The organism is Phaeovulum molybdatiresistens (assembly GCF_023544865.1).
Lineage (GTDB): Bacteria > Pseudomonadota > Alphaproteobacteria > Rhodobacterales > Rhodobacteraceae > Pontitalea.
The window spans coordinates 284,741-302,473 of record NZ_JAMJFX010000001.1; the positions used below are offsets into that span (position 1 = coordinate 284,741).

General features: G+C 67.2%; 16 protein-coding genes. 6 read left to right on the top strand and 10 right to left on the bottom strand.

What is annotated here, in order from left to right; translation table 11 throughout:
* The first annotated feature begins 9 nt into the window (after window positions 1-9).
* From MXB90_RS01395 to MXB90_RS01420, 6 genes are all read left to right on the top strand, one after another.
* On the top strand, window positions 10-867 hold the full coding sequence (locus MXB90_RS01395) for a tetratricopeptide repeat protein (protein ID WP_250040078.1): 858 nt from the start codon (window positions 10-12) through the stop codon (window positions 865-867).
* Between the two features lie 6 nt (window positions 868-873).
* Entirely contained in the window at window positions 874-1,368 is a 495-nt protein-coding gene (locus MXB90_RS01400) for a prepilin peptidase (RefSeq protein ID WP_250040088.1), read from the top strand.
* Between the two features lie 108 nt (window positions 1,369-1,476).
* Window positions 1,477-2,787 carry a P-loop NTPase family protein gene (locus MXB90_RS01405; RefSeq protein WP_250040090.1) on the top strand — a complete coding sequence of 437 codons (1,311 nt, stop codon included), beginning with the start codon at window positions 1,477-1,479 and terminating at the stop codon, window positions 2,785-2,787.
* 166 nt (window positions 2,788-2,953) lie between these two features.
* Window positions 2,954-5,341, top strand: coding sequence for a ligase-associated DNA damage response DEXH box helicase (locus MXB90_RS01410; protein WP_250040092.1), 2,388 nt, complete (start codon window positions 2,954-2,956; stop codon window positions 5,339-5,341).
* A 63-nt stretch (window positions 5,342-5,404) separates the two neighbouring features.
* Complete coding sequence (gene pdeM, locus MXB90_RS01415) at window positions 5,405-6,073, top strand: ligase-associated DNA damage response endonuclease PdeM (protein ID WP_250040095.1); 669 nt, start codon at window positions 5,405-5,407, stop codon at window positions 6,071-6,073.
* Between the two features lie 64 nt (window positions 6,074-6,137).
* Window positions 6,138-6,566 carry a PaaI family thioesterase gene (locus MXB90_RS01420; RefSeq protein ID WP_250040097.1) on the top strand — a complete coding sequence of 143 codons (429 nt, stop codon included), beginning with the start codon at window positions 6,138-6,140 and terminating at the stop codon, window positions 6,564-6,566.
* A 5-nt stretch (window positions 6,567-6,571) separates the two neighbouring features.
* Here MXB90_RS01420 and folD read toward each other — a convergent pair whose 3' ends face one another.
* The 10 genes from folD to MXB90_RS01470 form a co-directional block, all read right to left on the bottom strand.
* Complete coding sequence (folD, locus tag MXB90_RS01425) at window positions 6,572-7,462, bottom strand: bifunctional methylenetetrahydrofolate dehydrogenase/methenyltetrahydrofolate cyclohydrolase FolD (protein WP_250040098.1); 891 nt, start codon at window positions 7,460-7,462, stop codon at window positions 6,572-6,574.
* A complete protein-coding gene (locus MXB90_RS01430) occupies window positions 7,459-7,764 on the bottom strand; it encodes a chorismate mutase (protein ID WP_250040099.1) in 306 nt (101 codons plus the stop codon). The genes folD and MXB90_RS01430 overlap by 4 nt, the downstream gene beginning before the upstream one ends.
* Before the next feature lie 73 nt (window positions 7,765-7,837).
* Window positions 7,838-9,508: a formate--tetrahydrofolate ligase gene (locus MXB90_RS01435; protein ID WP_250040100.1), complete on the bottom strand. Its 1,671-nt coding sequence runs from the start codon at window positions 9,506-9,508 to the stop codon at window positions 7,838-7,840.
* 115 nt (window positions 9,509-9,623) lie between these two features.
* Window positions 9,624-10,415 (bottom strand): methyltransferase domain-containing protein, encoded by a 792-nt coding sequence (locus tag MXB90_RS01440; RefSeq protein ID WP_250040101.1) that lies wholly within the window; start codon window positions 10,413-10,415, stop codon window positions 9,624-9,626.
* A gap of 31 nt (window positions 10,416-10,446) precedes the next feature.
* A complete protein-coding gene (gene ftsH, locus MXB90_RS01445) occupies window positions 10,447-12,357 on the bottom strand; it encodes an ATP-dependent zinc metalloprotease FtsH (RefSeq protein ID WP_250040102.1) in 1,911 nt (636 codons plus the stop codon).
* A gap of 80 nt (window positions 12,358-12,437) precedes the next feature.
* Window positions 12,438-13,664: a tRNA lysidine(34) synthetase TilS gene (gene tilS, locus MXB90_RS01450; protein ID WP_250040105.1), complete on the bottom strand. Its 1,227-nt coding sequence runs from the start codon at window positions 13,662-13,664 to the stop codon at window positions 12,438-12,440.
* Window positions 13,661-14,488 carry a tol-pal system protein YbgF gene (gene ybgF, locus MXB90_RS01455; protein WP_250040562.1) on the bottom strand — a complete coding sequence of 276 codons (828 nt, stop codon included), beginning with the start codon at window positions 14,486-14,488 and terminating at the stop codon, window positions 13,661-13,663. The genes tilS and ybgF overlap by 4 nt, the downstream gene beginning before the upstream one ends.
* Before the next feature lie 17 nt (window positions 14,489-14,505).
* Window positions 14,506-15,036 (bottom strand): peptidoglycan-associated lipoprotein Pal, encoded by a 531-nt coding sequence (gene pal, locus MXB90_RS01460; RefSeq protein WP_250040107.1) that lies wholly within the window; start codon window positions 15,034-15,036, stop codon window positions 14,506-14,508.
* Between the two features lie 74 nt (window positions 15,037-15,110).
* Window positions 15,111-16,430: a Tol-Pal system beta propeller repeat protein TolB gene (gene tolB, locus MXB90_RS01465; RefSeq protein WP_250040109.1), complete on the bottom strand. Its 1,320-nt coding sequence runs from the start codon at window positions 16,428-16,430 to the stop codon at window positions 15,111-15,113.
* Window positions 16,431-16,540: 110 nt separating this feature from the next.
* Complete coding sequence (locus MXB90_RS01470; protein ID WP_250040112.1) at window positions 16,541-17,728, bottom strand: TonB C-terminal domain-containing protein; 1,188 nt, start codon at window positions 17,726-17,728, stop codon at window positions 16,541-16,543.
* Window positions 17,729-17,733 lie beyond the last annotated feature (5 nt).

Here is a 17,733-nt window from a genome sequence, read left to right on the forward strand (position 1 = left end):
CGCAGAAACATGCGCCACCCTGTTTTCTTCATGCTGCTTGCGGGCGGCGTGCTTGCGCTGGCAGGCTGTCAGAAGAACGATGCCGATGTCGCCCGCGCGATGAAAAGCGTGAACGCGATCGACGAAACGAACCTGTCCGACATCATGCTGACCGTGGGCGACCCGAACGAGGCGGTGGCCTATTTCAAGCGCAGCGCGGATGAAAACCCCGACCGGATCGACCTGCGCCGTGGTCTGGCGAAATCGCTGGTGCGTGCTGGCCGCCCCGCCGAGGCCGCGCGCGTCTGGGCCGAGGTCATCGCGATGCCGGGCAGCGACAACGAAGATCGCGTGCAACTGGCCGATGCCCAGATCCGCGGCAATGACTGGAAGGGCGCCGAAGCGACGCTGAACCAGATCCCGCCCACGCATGAAACCTATCAGCGCTACCGCCTAGAGGCGATGGTGGCCGATGCCAACAAGAACTGGGCCAAGGCCGATTCCTTCTATGAAACCGCGGCGGGGCTGACGACGAAACCGGGCGGCGTGCTGAACAACTGGGGCTTTTCCAAACTGACGCGCGGCGATGCCAAGGGCGCGGAAAAGCTGTTCGCCGAGGCGCTGACGCATGATCCGCGGGTCTTTACGACCAAGAACAACCTGGTTCTGGCCCGCGCGGCGCAGCGCAAATACGACATGCCGGTGATCGACATGTCCCAGACCGAACGCGCGCAGCTGCTGTACACGGCGGCGCTGTCGGCGATCAAGCAAGGCGATGTGGCGATCGGCAAGGGCCTGCTGCAAGAGGCGGTCGACACCCATCCGCAGCATTTTGAGGAAGCCGCCCGCGCGCTGGCCGCGCTGGATGCCAACGTGGCCAAGGGCTAGGCGGCGATGCTTGGTCTGGCCCCCGCCACATCGGCGCTGATCCTCCTGATCCTGATCACCCCGATCTGTGCCTGGGTGATCTGGACCGACCTGAAGTTCATGAAAATCCGCAACAAGGCGGTTCTGGCCCTTCTGGCGGTCTTTGTCCTGGCCGGACCCTTCCTGCTGCCGCCTGACGTCTGGGCCTGGCGCCTGGCGCATGTGCCGGTGGTTCTGGCCGTCGGCGTTTTCCTGAACATGATCGCGCATTTCGGCATGGGCGATGCGAAATTCGCCGCCGCCGCCGCGCCGTTCTTCCCGCTTGAGGCGCTGTCAGCGGCCTTCCTGTTGCTGGCGGCCTTCCTGCTGGGCGCCTTCGCCGCCCATCGCCTGTTCCGCGCGATCCCGGCCGTGCGCGCCGCCGCCCCCGATTGGGTCAGCTGGCAGCGCGCCGATTTCCCGCTGGGCCTGGCGCTGGTGGGAACGCTGTGGACTTGGGTCGCCCTGGGTCTGCAGGCCTGATCCCCATCCCGCCTGGGGCTTTCCCTCATTTTGCCATATTGGCGCGGCAGCTTGCAGCGGGGCTGGCATCAAGCAGGCCGAAACGGCCGGAAAGAGGGACTGCAGGCAATGAACGTGATGGCAACGAACGTATTGGCGCCGGTGCCGGCCAAATCCCTGCAGGAGGTCGGCCTGACGGTTGTGATGATGCGCGACATCCTGCTCAAGACGATGTTCCGCACCAATATGGACACGGCCACCGGCCTGTCACGCCTGATCGCGCTGCCGCTGACCCTGACGCAGGAACTGATCGACATGTGCCGCGCCCAGCGCCTGGTCGAGGCGACCGGCACGCTGCACGCCAATTCCGGCGGCGAGATGGGCTATCAACTGGCCGATGCGGGCAAGGCCCGCGCGCTCGATGCGCTGTCGCAATCGGAATATTACGGCGCCATGCCGGTGCCGCTGGCGCAATACCGCGAACAGACGACGCGCCAGTCGATCCGCAACATCCAGCTGACGCGCGATCAGCTGACCTCGGCCATGGGGCACCTGATCCTGCCGCCGACGCTGCTGGACCAGCTGGGCCCCGCGGTTTCCTCGGGCCGGTCGATCCTGATGTATGGCCCGCCCGGCAACGGCAAATCCTCCATCTCGAACGGCATCCGCGATGCGCTGGGGGACAAGATCTACATCCCCCGCGCCGTCGAATATGCCGGCCAGGTGATCACCGTCTACGATCCGATCGTGCATTCCGCCGCGACCGAATCGGTGGATGACCCCAACAGCCTGCGCAAATCCGGCAACCGCTTCGACAACCGCTATGTGCTGTGCGAACGCCCCACCGTGATCACCGGGGGCGAATTGTCGCTCGACATGCTCGACCTGACCTATAATCCCACCGCACGCACCTATACCGCGCCGTTGCAGATGAAATCCTCAGGCGGGGTCTTCATCGTCGACGACCTTGGCCGCCAGGCGGAACCGCCGCAAAAGCTCGTCAACCGCTGGATCGTGCCGCTGGAGGAAAGCCGCGACATCCTGGCCCTGCAATCGGGCGAAAAGTTCGAGGTGCCTTTCGACACGCTGGTGATCTTTTCCACCAACTTCCACCCCAATCAGATCTTCGACAAGGCGGCGCTGCGCCGGATTTTCTTCAAGATCAAGATCGACGGCCCCAGCCAGCAGGATTTCCTGAAGATCTTCGCGCTGGTGGCGAAGAAAAAGAAAATGCCGCTGAACGAAGCGGCGCTGATCTATCTGCTGAAGACCAAATATCCCACGATCGACAACGTCTATGCAAATTACCAGCCGGTGTTCCTGATCGACCAGATGATCGCGATATGCGAATTCGAAGGCATCCCTTATCAGATGACCCCCGAACTGATTGACCGCGCCTGGGCCAACATGTTCGTGCGCGAGGAAGCGATCCAGCACTGACCGCCGCGCCCGGCGGCCGCGTCGGCATTTGAGTATTTGGGCCAAGAAGAAGCGGCGATCGCTTTCCCCTGCCTGGGCTTCTTCTTGGCAAAAATACTCCCGCCGGAGGCTTCCACAGGCCGTGCCAGGCCCTTGCGGCAGGCCGGCGCGGGCCTATCTTGGCCCCATGCGCGCGCTGCCCCCGATCCTGTCTGACTGGTTTGCCTCTCGTGGCTGGGGGCTGCATCCGCATCAGGCGGCGATGCTGGACCGCGCGCGCGATGCGGCGACGCTGCTGATCGCGCCCACGGGCGGCGGCAAGACGCTGGCGGGGTTTTTGCCCACGCTGGCGGAGTTGGCTGCCAACCCACGACCGGGGTTGCACACGCTTTACATCTCGCCGCTGAAAGCCCTGGCTGCGGACATCCGGCGCAACCTGACCACGCCCCTGGCCGAGATGGGTCTGCCGATCCGGGTTGAGGATCGCACCGGCGACACTGGTACCACCCAGCGCCGACGCCAGCGCGCTGACCCGCCGCAGATCCTGCTGACGACGCCGGAAAGCTTGGCGCTATTGCTGTCGTATGAGGACGCGCCGCGCCTGTTCGCCGGGCTGGCGCGGGTGATCGTGGATGAGATCCACGCCCTTGGTGAAAGCAGACGCGGCGATCAGCTGATGCTGTGTCTGGCGCGGCTGCAAAGCCTTGCGCCCGGGCTGCGGCGGGTCGGCCTGTCGGCGACAGTCGAAGACCCCGAGGCGCTTGGCCGGTTCCTGGCGCCGGGTGGCTGCACCATCCTGCGCGCCGACCCGGGGCCCGCGCCGGATATCGCGATGCTGTCGGGCGCCGCCCCGCCCTGGGCGGGCGGGGGCGGGCGCCATGCCATCGCCGAGGTGCTGGCGGCGATCCGCGCCCATCGCACCACAGTGATCTTTCACAACACCCGCGCCCAGGCCGAGCTGTTCTTTCACGATCTGTGGATGGCCAATAGCGATGGCCTGCCGATCGGCATCCACCACGGCAGCCTCGCGCGCGAGGCGCGCGCGCGGGTCGAGGCGGCAATGGCCGCCGGCAGCCTGCGCGCGGTGGTGGCGACCGGATCGCTGGATCTGGGGATCGATTGGGGCGACGTGGATCTGGTGATCCAGATCGGCGCGCCCCGGAACATCAAGCGCCTGGTGCAGCGGATCGGGCGCGCCAATCACAGCTACAACGCCCCGTCCAAGGCGCGTCTGGTTCCGGCCAACCGCTTCGAGGTTCTGGAATGCATCGCCGCGCTGCAGGCCGTCGCCGAAGGTGATCTGGATGGCGAACCACGCCCCGCCGGGCCATTGGACGTGCTGTGCCAGCATATCCTGCTGACAGCCTGCGCCGGGCCCTTTGCGGCCGATGCGCTGTTTTCCGAAGTCCGCCGGGCCTGGCCCTATGCCGCCCTGACCCGCGCCGATTTCGATGCCTGCCTGGAATTCTGCGCCACGGGGGGCTATGCGCTGCGCGCCTATGACCGGTGGCGGCGGCTGATGCAGCGCGATGGCCGCTGGCAGCTGCGCGATCCGCGCGCGGCGCGCGATCTGCGCATGAACATCGGCACGATCGTCGATACCGAAACGCTGAAGGTGCGCCTGGCGGGCCGAGGCGCCGCGCTGGGAGAGGTAGAGGAGGCCTTTGCCGCGACCCTGACACCGGGCGACACCTTCCTGATGGGGGGCCAGATCGTGCGCTATGAGGGCCTGCGCGACATGGTGGTCGAGGTGTCGCGGGCGCCGGGCAGGGTGCCGAAGGTCGCCGTCTTCTCGGGCACGAAATTCGCCACGTCCACGCAACTGGCCGCGCGCATCCTGCGGCTGATGAACGACCCCGCCGCGTCCCTGCCCGCGCATACGGCCGCCTGGCTGGCCTTGCAGCGCCAGATCAGCCGCATGCCCGAGGCGGGGCGGATGCTGGTCGAAAGTTTTCCCCATGACGGGCGCGAATATGCCTGTTTCTGGGGCTTTGCGGGGCGCAATGCGATGCAGACGCTGGGCCTGTTGCTGACCCGCCGGATGGAACAGGCAGGGCTGGCGCCGCTGGGGTTTGTCGCCTCGGATTATGCCACGCTGATCTGGGGACTGGGGCCGGTGACGGATGCGGCGGCGCTGCTGGATGGCGATGGCTTGCGCGATGGGCTGGAGGGTTGGCTGGCCGGCAACGCGGTGATGAAGCGCACCTTCCGCACGGTGGCCACGATTGCGGGGCTGATGCAACGCAACCTGCCGGGTCAACGCAAGAACGGGCGGCAGGCGACGTTTTCCTCGGACATCCTGTATGACACATTGCTGCGCCACGATCCCGGCCATCTGATGCTGCGCATCACCCGGGACGAGGCGATGCGCGGGCTGGTGGATTTTTCGCGTATCGAGGACATGCTGGCGCGGACAGAGGGGCGGATCGACACGCTGCGGCTGGATCGGTTGCCGCCACTGGCCGCGCCGCTTTTGCTGGAGGTGGGCAAGGTGCCGGTCGAGGGCGCGGGACGCGCGCGCCTGATGGCGGCCGAGGCCGAGCGGCTTCTGGCCGAAGCGGGGCTTTCAGGGTAAGCGACGCGCGGGGGCTGTCTGCCCCCGCACCCCCGAGGATATTTGGACAAAGCCGAAGGCAGCATGGCGGGATATCGGTTCGACTTTCACGGCGCGGCGCTGGAGGCGCGGGGATCGGGCGCGCTGTGGTGGGCGGCGCGGCGGGTGCTGGTCGTGTCGGACCTGCATCTGGGCAAATCCGCGCGCATGGCCCGGCGCGGCGGCGCGCTATTGCCCCCCTATGAGGGGCGCGAGACCCTGCACCGGCTGGAGGCAGAAATTCGGGCGACCGATGCCGCCTGCGTCATCTGCCTTGGCGACAGTTTCGACGATCTGGACGCCGTAGCCTTGCCCGAAGATGAGGCGGAATGGCTGGCGCGGCTGATGGCGGGGCGGGACTGGATCTGGATCGAGGGAAACCACGACCCTGCGCCCATCGCACCGGGCGGGCGGAATGCGGCCGAGCTACGCCTGGATGGGTTGGTGCTGCGCCATATTGCGCGGCCCGATGCGCGGGCCGAGATTTCGGGCCATTACCACCCGAAGGCGCGTCTGGCCGGACAAAGCCGGCCGGCATTCCTGCTGGATGGGGCACGGGTGATCCTGCCTGCTTTCGGGGCCTATACCGGGGGGCTGGATGCCACCGATCCCGCGCTGCAAGACCTGATGGGGGCGACGGCGCGGGCGGTTCTGACCGGGCCTGCGGCGCTGGTGATGCCGTTACCCCGACCGGCGCGCGCGCGGCGCGGATAGGGGCCGCTTTGCCTGTTGCCAGCGCCCCCCGCGCCGGGCCAGACTGCATCCGGGAGGACCCTTGATGACCGACATGCCCCTTGCCGCGCGCATCCACGACAGCTTTGCCCGGCAGGGCCTGATGCAGACCTTTGGCGCGCGGATCAGCGCGCTGGAACCCGGTCGGTGCGAGATCACCGCGCCGATCCTGCCGGCCGCCTGCCAGCAGCATGGCGCGGGCCATGCCGGGCTGACCTTTGCCCTGGGCGATACTGCCGCAGGCTATGCCGCCCTGAGCCTGATGCCCGAGGGGCGCGAGGTGATGACCGCCGAGATCAAGATCAACCTGCTGGCCCCGGCGATCGGCACGCACCTGATCGCGACGGGCCGGGTCGTCAAGGCGGGCAAACGGCTGAGCGTGGTCACCGCCGAGGTCGCAGCCGAGGCCGCCGATGGCAGCCGCAAGCTGATCGCCGTCCTGCAGGGAACGATGGTGCCGGTGGACCCTGCCTGAGCCGGTCAGGCCGTCAGGCCTTCGGGTTCCGGCAGGCCATGCGCGCGGCAGCAGGCGGTGACGGTATTGGCCAGCAGGCAGGCGATGGTCATCGGCCCGACACCGCCGGGCACCGGCGTGATCGCCCCCGCCACCTGCACGGCCGAGGCGAAATGCACATCACCCACCAGGCGGGATTTGCCGTCGCGCTCGATCCGGTTGATGCCCACGTCGATCACCGTGGCGCCGGGCTTGACCCAATCGCCGGGGATCATCTCGGGGCGGCCGACGGCGGCAACAAGGATATCGGCGCGCCGGCACACCTCGGGCAGGTCGCGGGTGCGGCTGTGGGCGATGGTCACCGTGCAGCTTTCGCCCAGCAGCAACTGTGCCATCGGCTTGCCGACGATGTTGGACCGGCCCACGACAACCGCATTCATGCCGCTCAGATCGCCCAGATGGTCACGCAGCATCATCAGGCAGCCCAGCGGCGTGCAGGGCACCATCGCCTTTTGCCCCGTGCCCAGAAGCCCCACGTTCGAGATGTGGAATCCATCCACATCCTTGGCCGGGTCGATCGCGTTGATCACCAGATCGGCGTTCAGATGCGCGGGCAAGGGCAGCTGCACCAGAATGCCATGCACCGCGGGGTCGGCATTCAGCCGGGCAATCAGCGCCAGAAGCGTCTGTTCGGTGGTGTCGGCGGGCAGCTTGTGTTCATAACTATTCATCCCGGCGGCTTGGGTCTGGATACCCTTGTTCTTGACATAGACCGCCGATGCCGGGTCTTCGCCGACCAGCACCACGGCCAGCCCCGGGATCAGGCCATGTTCGCTGTGCAGGCGCGCGGCATGGACGCCGACCTTTTCGCGCACCCGCGCGGCAAAGGCCTTGCCGTCGATGATGGTGGCGGTCATGCCTCCTCTCCTTTTCCCAAGACCTGTTCTTCGCGGACGATCGCCCATTCGATGATCTGGCGCCAAAGCACCTCGGCCTGGGCGGGGTCCAGCCCTTCGCGTTGGGCCACGGCGCGGACATGGGCCACGACCTCTTCCACACGGGCGTCAATGCGCGCGGGAAGGCCCACGCCCTGTTTGATCTGCGCCGCGCGTTCGATCAGCCGCGCGCGCGTGGCCAGCAGCGCCACAAGCCGGGCATCCAGCGCATCGATCTCCGTGCGCAGTTCTGCCATGCTGGCGATGGTTTCCGGTGCCTTCATCCGCGCCCCCAAGCCTTGCACATTCGTGCAGACCCTATCGCAGGGATCGCGCCAAGGCTCAAGCCCGGAAGCCCTAGAACAGGCCCATCACCGCGCCATCCGGCCCAAGGCCGATCGTTTCGGCGGCGGGGGTGCGGGGCAGGCCCGGCATTGTCATGATCTCGCCGCAGATCACCACGATGAAGCCTGCGCCCGCCGACAGGCGCACCTCGCGGATCGGCAGGGTGTGGCCGGTGGGCGCGCCGCGCAGCTGTGGATCGGTGGAAAAGCTGTATTGCGTCTTGGCCATGCAGATCGGGAAATGGCCATAGCCCGCCGCCTCCCAGGCGCGCAGCTGATCGCGGATCGCCTTGTCGGCGATGACCTCGCCGGCGTGGTAGATGCGCCGCGCGATCGTGTCGATCTTGTCGAACAGGGTCATGTCATCGGGGTAAAGCGGGGCAAAGGCCCCGGCCCCGCTTTCGGCCAGCGCCACGACCCTGCGCGCCAGATCCTCGGCCCCGGCGCCGCCTTCGGCCCAGTGACGACAAACGATAGCCTCGGCGCCCTGCCCCGCCACATAGTCCCTGACCGCGGCGATCTCGGCCTCGGTATCGGTGGCGAAATGATTGATCGCCACAACGACCGGGACGCCGAAACCCTTGGTATTGGCGATGTGGCGGCCAAGATTGGGACAGCCCTTCTGCACCGCTTCGACGTTTTCGGCGCCCAGATCCGCCTTGGCGACGCCGCCGTTCATCTTCATCGCGCGCACCGTGGCCACGATCACCGCCGCCGCCGGCGTCAGCCCCGCCTTGCGGCATTTGATATCAAAGAACTTCTCGGCCCCCAGATCGGCGCCAAAGCCCGCCTCGGTCACGACGTAATCCGCCAGTTTCAGCGCGGTCGTCGTGGCCATCACCGAATTGCAGCCATGCGCGATATTGGCGAACGGCCCGCCATGGACGAAGGCCGGGGTGTGTTCCAGCGTCTGCACCAGATTGGGCTGCATCGCCTCTTTCAGCAGCACCGTCATCGCGCCATCGGCCTTCAGATCGGCGCAGGTGATCGGCGTCTTGTCGCGCCGATAGGCCACGACGATGCGCCCTAGCCGGTCCTGCAGGTCGGCCAGGTCGCGCGCCAGGCACAGGATCGCCATCACCTCGGAGGCGACGGTGATGTCAAACCCGGTCTGGCGGGCAAATCCGTTGGACACGCCGCCCAAGCCCACGACGATGTCGCGCAGCGCGCGGTCGTTCATGTCCATCACCCGGCGCCAGGTGATCCGGCGTTCGTCAATCTCCAGCGCGTTGCCCCAGTAGATGTGGTTGTCGATCATCGCCGACAACAGGTTATGCGCCGCCGTGATGGCGTGGAAATCGCCGGTGAAATGCAGGTTCATCTCCTCCATCGGCACGATCTGGGCAAAGCCGCCCCCCGCGGCGCCGCCCTTCATGCCGAAATTCGGGCCAAGGCTGGCCTCGCGGATGCAGATCGCGGTTCGTTTGCCGATCCGCGACAACGCATCGCCCAGACCCACGGTGGTGGTGGTCTTGCCTTCGCCCGCGGGCGTGGGGTTGATGGCGGTCACCAAGATCAGCTTGCCATCCGCCCGCCCCCCCAGCCCGTCGATGAAGGCGCGATCGACCTTGGCCTTGTCGCGGCCATAGGGGATCAGCGCGTCTTCGGGAATGCCCAGTTTCGCGCCAATCTCGGCGATCGGGCGTTTTTGGGCGGCGCGGGCGATTTCGATATCGGATTGCATCCAGTCCTCCGTCAGCTGGCCCCAGCCTAATCGGGCGATGGGCCAAGGCGAACCGAAATGCGACACAACAGGGCAGAAAACGCCCTGCCCGCCGGGCCGCGCAGGGACGCCCGGGTCAGCCGCCGACGCGCAGGGTCAGGAACATCCGCCGATAGGGAAAGATCACGCTGCCATCGGCTTCGGTCGGATAGGCCGCGCCAAGCGCCATTTCATAGCGGTGCAGGAAGGCCGCCGCCTCATCCGGGGCCAGCAGGTCCAGGAAGGGGCGCATCGTGGTGGGTTCAGTGAACAGCCGCACCGGGTGCCCCGTTTCCGCGGCGGGCAGGCGCTGAAGGTAATCGGTTTCCCAGACATCCGCCGCCCCCAGCGGGACCAGCATCCGCAAATAGTCGATCGGGGCGGCAACCGGGGGCTGCCAGCCGGTGAAATCGAACCGGTCGGGGAACATTTCCGCCGCAAATTCCCGCAAGAACCTGTGCGAGGGCGCATTGTGCTGGCGCGACATCTGCAGCGCCAGCACCCCGCCGGGCGCCAGACGACCCGCAAGATCGGGGATCAGCCGGTCATGATCGGGCAACCATTGCAGCAGGCCATTGGCAAAGATCAGCGCCGGGGGCTTGCCCGGGCGCCAGTCCACCGCATCGGCCAGATCACAGCGGTGATAGGCACCTGTCGCCGCGGCCTCGGCCAGCATGGCGGGCGCGGCATCGACGCCGATGATCTTGCGATCGGGGAAACGATCCGCGATCGCCGGACCCGCCGCGCCATTGCCGCAGCCCAGATCGACGATCTTGCCACCGGGCAGGTCATCGGGCACCCGCGCCAGCAGATCCCGCGCAGGCCGCAGCCGCAGCGATGCATAGCGACCGTAAAGGGCGGGGTCCCACCGACCACCCTGCGCGGCCATACCCCGGACGGCAGACAGGCGCGTCACCGGATCAGGCCGACGGCTCGGGGGCGACGTCACCGCCCTTGGGCGCCGCGGGCTTGGTCTTTGGGATCGCCGTCACCGAAGGCAGGCTGCCCGAGGGCGGCACTTCGGCATCGTCATCGCCACCCAGCGGCGTTCCCGCGATCACCTTCTTGATCTCATCCCCGGTCAGCGTTTCATATTCCAGCAAGCCCTTGGCCAGACGTTCGAACTGTTCGGACTGTTCCAGAAGGATCTGGCGAGCCTGCTGATAGCCTTCCTCGATCAGGTCCTTCACCTCTTGCTCGATCAGTTCCTTGGTATGGGCCGAAACCGAGAAGCCGCCGGCATTGCCGGAATACCCCTCATGCGCCTCGGCATAGTCGATATTGCCGACCTTGTCGGACATGCCCCAGCGCATGACCATGGCACGCGCCAGGGCGCTGGCCTGCTGGATGTCGCCTGCCGGGCCGTTAGACACACCTTCCTCACCATATTTGATGATCTCGGCGGCCTTGCCCGCCATCGTCATGGTGATTCGCTGCTTGGCTTCATCCTTGTGCATGTTCAGCCGGTCCATTTCGGGCAGGCTGACGACCATACCCAGCGCGCCGCCGCGCGGGATGATGGTGGCCTTGTAGACCGGGTCGCATTTGGGCAGCGCCATGCCGACGATGGCGTGGCCGGCCTCATGATAGGCGGTCTTTTCCTTCTGCTCGGGCGTCAGCACCATGGACCGACGCTCAACCCCCAGCATCACCTTGTCCTTGGCGTTTTCGAAATCGGCCATGGTGACCTGACGGCGATCGACGCGCGCCGCCATCAGCGCGGCTTCATTCACCAGGTTCATCAGATCGGCACCCGAAAAGCCCGGCGTACCGCGCGCGATCAGGCGCAGGTCGACATCGGGGGCCAGCGGCACCTTGCGGGCATGCACCGACAGGATCTTTTCGCGGCCCTTGATGTCGGGGTTGGGCACATGGATCTGGCGGTCAAAGCGGCCGGGACGCAGCAGGGCCGGGTCCAGCACATCGCGGCGGTTTGTGGCGGCGATGATGATGATGCCCTCATTCGCCTCAAAGCCGTCCATTTCGACCAGCAGCTGGTTCAGCGTCTGTTCGCGTTCGTCATTGCCGCCGCCGATGCCCACGCCGCGCGCACGGCCCACGGCGTCGATTTCATCGATGAAGACGATGCAGGGGGCGTTTTTCTTGGCCTGTTCGAACATGTCGCGCACGCGGCTTGCACCCACGCCCACGAACATTTCCACGAAGTCCGACCCCGAGATGGTGAAGAACGGCACACCCGCCTCGCCCGCGATGGCGCGCGCCAACAGGGTCTTACCCGTGCCGGGCGGGCCGACCAGCAGCGCGCCTTTCGGGATCTTGCCGCCCAGGCGGCTGAATTTCTGCGGATTGCGCAGGAATTCGACGATTTCTTCCAGCTCTTCCTTGGCCTCATCGATACCGGCCACGTCGTCAAAGGTCACACGGCCTTGCTTTTCGGTCAGCAGCTTGGCCTTGGATTTGCCAAAGCCCATCGCGCCGCCCTTGCCGCCGCCCTGCATGCGGTTCATGAAGAAGATCCAGATGCCGATCAGCACCAGGAACGGCAGCCACACCCCCAGCAGCGACATGAAGCCCGACTGTTCCTGACGGACCACCGAAACCTCGACCCCGCTTTCGATCAGCTTTTCGGCAATCGGGTCGGATGCGGGCTTGATCGTGGTGTAGGTGCTGCCGTCGGCGACCTGGAAGGTCACCGTCTCGCCATCCAGGCGGACGTTCTTGACCTCACCCTTCTCGACCCGGTCCATGAAGGCCGAATAGCTGGTCGAGCGCGCATTGACCGAGCTTTGCCCGTCACCAAACAGATTGAAAAGCGCCAGGATGAGCAGGAAAAGCACCGCCCAGAAGGCAAGATTGCGCGCGTTACCCAAGGGGAAACCTCCAATAGTTCGCCGGCGCCGGATGCAGGTCCGCGCCTTTGGGTCTGAAAATAGGGATTAGTTGGGCAGGTTCAACGCCTGAATAGCGATCGGCGGAAACTGCCGCATGCGATCTGCGCTTTCCAGCCGTTTTCCGCCCCTGCAAGCGGCGCCGCCACAAGCTGCGCGCCCGCCCAGATGGCGGGGCTGGCCAGCAGGCTGGCCCGTGGCAGGCCCGTGGCGCGCCAGTCGGGGCAGTGGCGCAGCCCCTCGGCGCCAAGCGCGGCGATGGTCAGGCCCGGCCGGACCGGGCCGTCCAATTGCCAGCGGTCCCAGATCTGGCCCGCGGGCAGGCGAAGGCCGGCCACGGCGCGGGATTCGCGGGTGATGCGGATCTGGCCGGGGCTGACCAGCACGCGGCAGCCGTGCAGGGTGCAGTCGCGCAGATCGGCCAGAAGCCTGGCCACCTTGGCCGCGCGGGGCGCATAGTCGGCACCCGACACCCAGATCAGCGCGGCATTGATCAGGCGGCGGCGCATCTCGGGGTGGACACCGGGGCCAAAGGCCGCGGCCTCAATCACCAGATCGCCCGCAACCTCGGTGACATGGGCCGCGACCAGCCGGTCAAGGTCGGCGCAAAGCGTGGCCTCGGCTTGCGCCAGATGGCCCACGACGGTCGTGATCGTGTCCGTCCCGATCCCCAGGGGTGCCAGCGCGGCAAGGGCACGGCGCGCCTTCACGCGGTCAAAGCGCGGGTTGTCGTTCGACGGGTCGTCAACCCACGGCAGACCCCGCGCCGAAAGCCAGGCACGCAGATCGGCGCGGGTCGCGTCCAGAAGCGGGCGGTGCCAAGTGACGCCCTCGGCCTGAAACCGGGGGCGCATGCCCGACAACCCTTCAAGCCCCGCGGCGCGCGACAGGCGCATCAGAAAGGTTTCCGCCTGATCGTCGGCGGTATGGCCCAGCGCGACATGCGCGATACCCTGCGCCCGCGCCCAGCCACCGATCAGCGACAGCCGCGCGCGGCGCGCCTGATCCATCAGATTGCCGCGCGCCGCCGTCCCCTGCCAGCCCAGCGTGGCATGGCTAACCCCCAGCCGGGCGCAGGCGCTTGCGACAAAATCGGCCTCGGCCTTCGCCTCGGGACGCAGGCCATGATCGACGGTGACGGCCTGAAGCTGAAACCGGCCCGTCGCGTGCAACAGTTGCAACAGCGCCATCGAATCGCCGCCGCCGGAAACGGCAACCCCGACACGCGCGGGCATGTCGGGGGGAAAGGCCGCTTGTGCCAGATCTTCCAGCACCTTGGGCGCGGTCACTGGCAGCCCAGCCCCTGCATTGCGGATGCCGCCTGCCCCGCCGCCGGCGCGCCGGGAAAGCGGATGCCAACCTCGGCCAGGGTGGCGCAGGCCTCGACCTGCTGGCCCAGATCACCCAGCGAGCGGCCCAGCATCAGCAGGCTGTCCGCGGCGCGCAGGCCCTGCGGCTCGGCCGAAAAGGCCTCAAGCCAGGCGCGGGCCGCACCGGGAAGATCGCCCGCCTGCTGCAACGCCTCGCCACGCAGGAACATCGCCTCGGCGGTCAGCGGGCCGCCCGGGTAGGTTTGGGCAAAGGTCGCAAAGAGGTCAGCGGCGCCGCGAAAGTCACCTTGACCGAGCACCCCCTTGGCCCGGTCGAAATCCGCCTGTTCGTTCATTGCCATCGACGGCGCGGCGGCGGGCGCGGTGGCATTGGGGGCCGGGGCGGTGACCGCCGCGGCCGTGACCGGCGCACCGCCCAGGGTGGGCGTCTGGCCGATTGTGGAAATGTCGCAGCCCGGTTCCAGTTCACACAGGCGAAATTCCAGATCGCCCAGGCGGTTGGTGCCATCGCTGACGACGCGATTGATGCGGTTTTCCAGCGCCTCGGCGCGCGCGGTCAGGCGCGACAGCGCCGCCTCCATCGTGTTCATCCGGTCCAGCGCCGATGCACCGCCCGCCGCCTGCAGCCCCGGCGCGCCCGAGGTCACCAGCTCGGATCGCAGGCCCTGCAGATCGGCCGACAGCTGCGACAGCTCGGCCCGGATATCGGCAAGGGTGCCCGCATCCTGCCCAAAGGCAGGCGCGGCCAGGCCCAGGGCCAGCGAAAGAACGACCGCCCGCATCATCGCGCCACCGCCCCTCAGCTGCCCGCGCCGATCGAGATCACCGTGACCGCGCGGCGGTTCTGGGAATAGCACGATTCGGTCGAACAAACCGCCAACGGGCGTTCTTTGCCATAGGAAACAGTGCGCAGGCGGTTCGGGGCAACCCCTTGCGAAATCAGGTATTCCTGCACCGAATTGGCGCGGCGCGCACCCAGCGCAAGGTTGTATTCACGTGTGCCCTGTTCGTCGGCATGGCCTTCGATAATGGCGGAATATTGCGGCCGGCTGGCCAGCCACTGCGCCTGACCGCGCAGGGTATTCTGCGCATCAGGGCCAAGCGTCGATTGATCGACCGCGAACAGAACCTTGTCGCCGATGGTCTGGGCGAAATAGGCCGGCGAGTTCGGGTCCGAGGCCAGACCCATCTGGTCCACGCCCCCCGCGCCGCCGCCAAAGGCACCGCCCGGATCGACGACACCGCCGCCCGCGCCATAGCGGTCGGGGTTGTTACAGGCCGCAAGCGCAAGCGCGGACAGAAGAAGAAGTGCCTTGGGTGCGAAAGTCATGGTTTACCGCCTTTTTTCACTGGCTCGATGCCATTCATACTAACAGGTTCGCCGCAGCTTGGGAATCACCCGCCTCAGGGCAGAAGCGGCGACCAGGCCGGGTCCGAGGCCGCGCCCGGAAGCGGCACCGCCTTCAGGTTGCGCCCCGAAATATCCACCGAGAACAGCTGCGCCCCGCCCGCCGCACCGGGGCTTTCACGGGTGAACATGATCACGCGGCCGTTGGGCGACCAGGTCGGCCCTTCGTCCAGGAAGGACGAGGTCAGCAACCGTTCTTCCGACCCGTCGGTGCGCATCACGCCGATGTGGAAACGCCCGGCATGTTGCTTGGTGAACGCGATCAGGTCGCCGCGCGGTGACCAGACCGGCGTGCCATAGCGCCCCTCACCAAAGGAGATCCGCACCGCCTCGCCGCCGCCAGCGGGCATGATATACAGCTGCTGGCTGCCCGAACGGTCGGATTCGAACACGATCCGGCTGCCATCGGGGGAATAGGACGGCGCGGTTTCGATCGCAGGCGTATTGGTCAGCCGCTGCGGCGCGCCACCGTTCACGCCCATGCGCCAGATGTCGGTATTGCCGCCCTGTTCCAGCGAATAGACGATGCTGCCGCCATCGGGCGAAAACCGCGGGGCAAAGGTCATCGTGCCAGGCACCTCGGGCAGAAGCTGGCCCGAAGCATTGGCAACGTTCAGCATCTTGATGCGCGGGAAGCCGCTTTCAAAGGTCGTGTAAAGGATCCGGTCGCCGGTGGGCGAAAACCGCGGGGCCAGAACGATGGTGCTGGAATCCGTCAGATACTGCACATTCGCGCCGTCATAATCCATCACCGCAAGACGCTTCTGACGGTTGTCCTTGGGCCCGCTTTCGGACACGAACACCACCCGGCTGTCGAAATAGCCCGATTCCCCGGTGATCCGGCTATAGGCGATGTCGGCGACCTTGTGCGCCAGCCGCCGCCAGCTGGCCGGCGAGGCCGCAAGCTGCTGCCCCTCGCCCAGCTCCTGGCCCGAGAACACATCGAACAGGCGGAACTTGACCACCACGCGCCCGCCCGAAACCGACACCGCCCCGGTCAGCAGCGCCTGGGCATTGATCGCCTGCCAATCGGGGTAGGACACGGGCGCATCGAAAGATGAAATCCGCTGGATATGCGCGCTTTGCGGAATTTCGCGGAACAGCCCCGTGCCTGACAGGTCGGCGGCGATGACGCGGGTGATATCGGCGGCCAATTGCCCGGCATCGCCGCTTTCGGCCACGAAACCGGGCAGCGCGAAGGGCAAGGGCTCGATCACACCATCGGTGATCTCGATGCGCAGCGGTCCTTGCTGGGCATGCAGCGCGACGGGGGTCAGCGCAAGGGCGGCCAGGGCGGCCAGGGCGAAACGGATCATTCGGTGCATCCCTGAAATGCGGGTGAAACTGTTGTAACGGGTTTTCGCGGCGGCTGGGATCACAACTGCCTCAGCGGGCGCGCGGTTCCCGAACGGGGCGGCGGCGCGGGTCATTTCATCCTCATCTTTTCGGGATTGAAGACGATCTCGATTTCACGCCAGTGGTCGTATTTCTCGGGCGGCAGCGGGAAGCCATCCGATCCACAGCGCACGATGGCGCGGCGCCCGGCCTCAAAGGCCTGGTTGGCCGCAGCCTCGGACCCGCCTTCATGGCTGATCCGGCGGATGGACCCCACATCGGGGCGGCCATCAGGCATCATCGTGACGCCCAGCGTGACAACGGTGCGCAGCGCCTCGGTCGACAGCGCGCCCACGTTCCAACAGGCTTTCACATCGACGATCAGCGCATCTTTTTCCCCCGAGGTCAGCGGCGGGCCTGCGGCCGCGCGACCAACGCCACCCGTGCCAGAGCCTGTTTCCGCCGCCAGCGCCTCGGCCAGCGCATCGGCGACGGCATCGGATTGGCTTGGCGCCGCGGGCGTTGCGGCAGGCGCAGCGGTTTCCACCTGCGGCGCGGGCCGGGCGGGGGCGGGCTGCGCGGGGCGCGCGCGCGGTCGGGCCGACGTCAGCGGGGCCGAAGATTGCGGCCGCTCATCCGTTTCCGTGGCCTCGGTCACGATCTCGGTCGTGGCCTCGGGCGGGGCGGCTTCGGGTTCCGGCGCCTCGACGGTTTCCTCGGGCTCGGCGGTCTCATCGGGGCGGGTTTCGGCCTGCGCCATTTCGGACACCTGCGCATCCGGCGGGGGCGCCTCGGCAGGGGTCGGGGCCACGCGCGGGGCCGGGCGCGGCCGGGGGCGCGGGCTGATTTCCATCAGCACGGTCGCCGAAGGTTCCTCGACCGGGGGCATCGGCTGCATCGGGGGGGCTTCTGTCACCTCAGCCTGGGCAGGCGGGGTGGTCAAATCGCTCATGTCCGGGGTGGCTTCCGGCTCCGGCTCGGCCATGGGCGGGGGTGGGGCCTCGGCGGCCACCTCGGGGTCAGGCTGCGGCGCAGGCGGGGTGTCCTGCGCAACCGACGGTGCCTGCGGCTGCGCCACCGCCACATCCGACGGGCGCGGCGCCGCCGCCATCATCGCGGCAAATTCCGCCTCGGACATCACCGAAACCTCGGTCATGATCACCGGATCGGTGGGGCGCGCGCGGAACAGATCGCCGCCAAAGGCGACCCAGGCGATCAGCCCCAGATGAAGCGCCGCCGAAAGCCCGGTGCCAATCCTGTCCGCCCGATCCATGGGCATGATGA

Coding starts and splice junctions, on each gene's coding strand:
- MXB90_RS01395 (WP_250040078.1), top strand. CDS start 10: ATGCGCCACCCTGTTTTCTTCATGCTGCTTGCGGGCGGCGTGCTTGCG.
- MXB90_RS01400 (WP_250040088.1), top strand. CDS start 874: ATGCTTGGTCTGGCCCCCGCCACATCGGCGCTGATCCTCCTGATCCTG.
- MXB90_RS01405 (WP_250040090.1), top strand. CDS start 1,477: ATGAACGTGATGGCAACGAACGTATTGGCGCCGGTGCCGGCCAAATCC.
- MXB90_RS01410 (WP_250040092.1), top strand. CDS start 2,954: ATGCGCGCGCTGCCCCCGATCCTGTCTGACTGGTTTGCCTCTCGTGGC.
- pdeM (WP_250040095.1), top strand. CDS start 5,405: ATGGCGGGATATCGGTTCGACTTTCACGGCGCGGCGCTGGAGGCGCGG.
- MXB90_RS01420 (WP_250040097.1), top strand. CDS start 6,138: ATGACCGACATGCCCCTTGCCGCGCGCATCCACGACAGCTTTGCCCGG.
- folD (WP_250040098.1), bottom strand. CDS start 7,462: ATGACCGCCACCATCATCGACGGCAAGGCCTTTGCCGCGCGGGTGCGC.
- MXB90_RS01430 (WP_250040099.1), bottom strand. CDS start 7,764: ATGAAGGCACCGGAAACCATCGCCAGCATGGCAGAACTGCGCACGGAG.
- MXB90_RS01435 (WP_250040100.1), bottom strand. CDS start 9,508: ATGCAATCCGATATCGAAATCGCCCGCGCCGCCCAAAAACGCCCGATC.
- MXB90_RS01440 (WP_250040101.1), bottom strand. CDS start 10,415: ATGGCCGCGCAGGGTGGTCGGTGGGACCCCGCCCTTTACGGTCGCTAT.
- ybgF (WP_250040562.1), bottom strand. CDS start 14,488: ATGCGGGCGGTCGTTCTTTCGCTGGCCCTGGGCCTGGCCGCGCCTGCC.
- pal (WP_250040107.1), bottom strand. CDS start 15,036: ATGACTTTCGCACCCAAGGCACTTCTTCTTCTGTCCGCGCTTGCGCTT.
- tolB (WP_250040109.1), bottom strand. CDS start 16,430: ATGATCCGTTTCGCCCTGGCCGCCCTGGCCGCCCTTGCGCTGACCCCC.
- MXB90_RS01470 (WP_250040112.1), bottom strand. CDS start 17,728: ATGCCCATGGATCGGGCGGACAGGATTGGCACCGGGCTTTCGGCGGCG.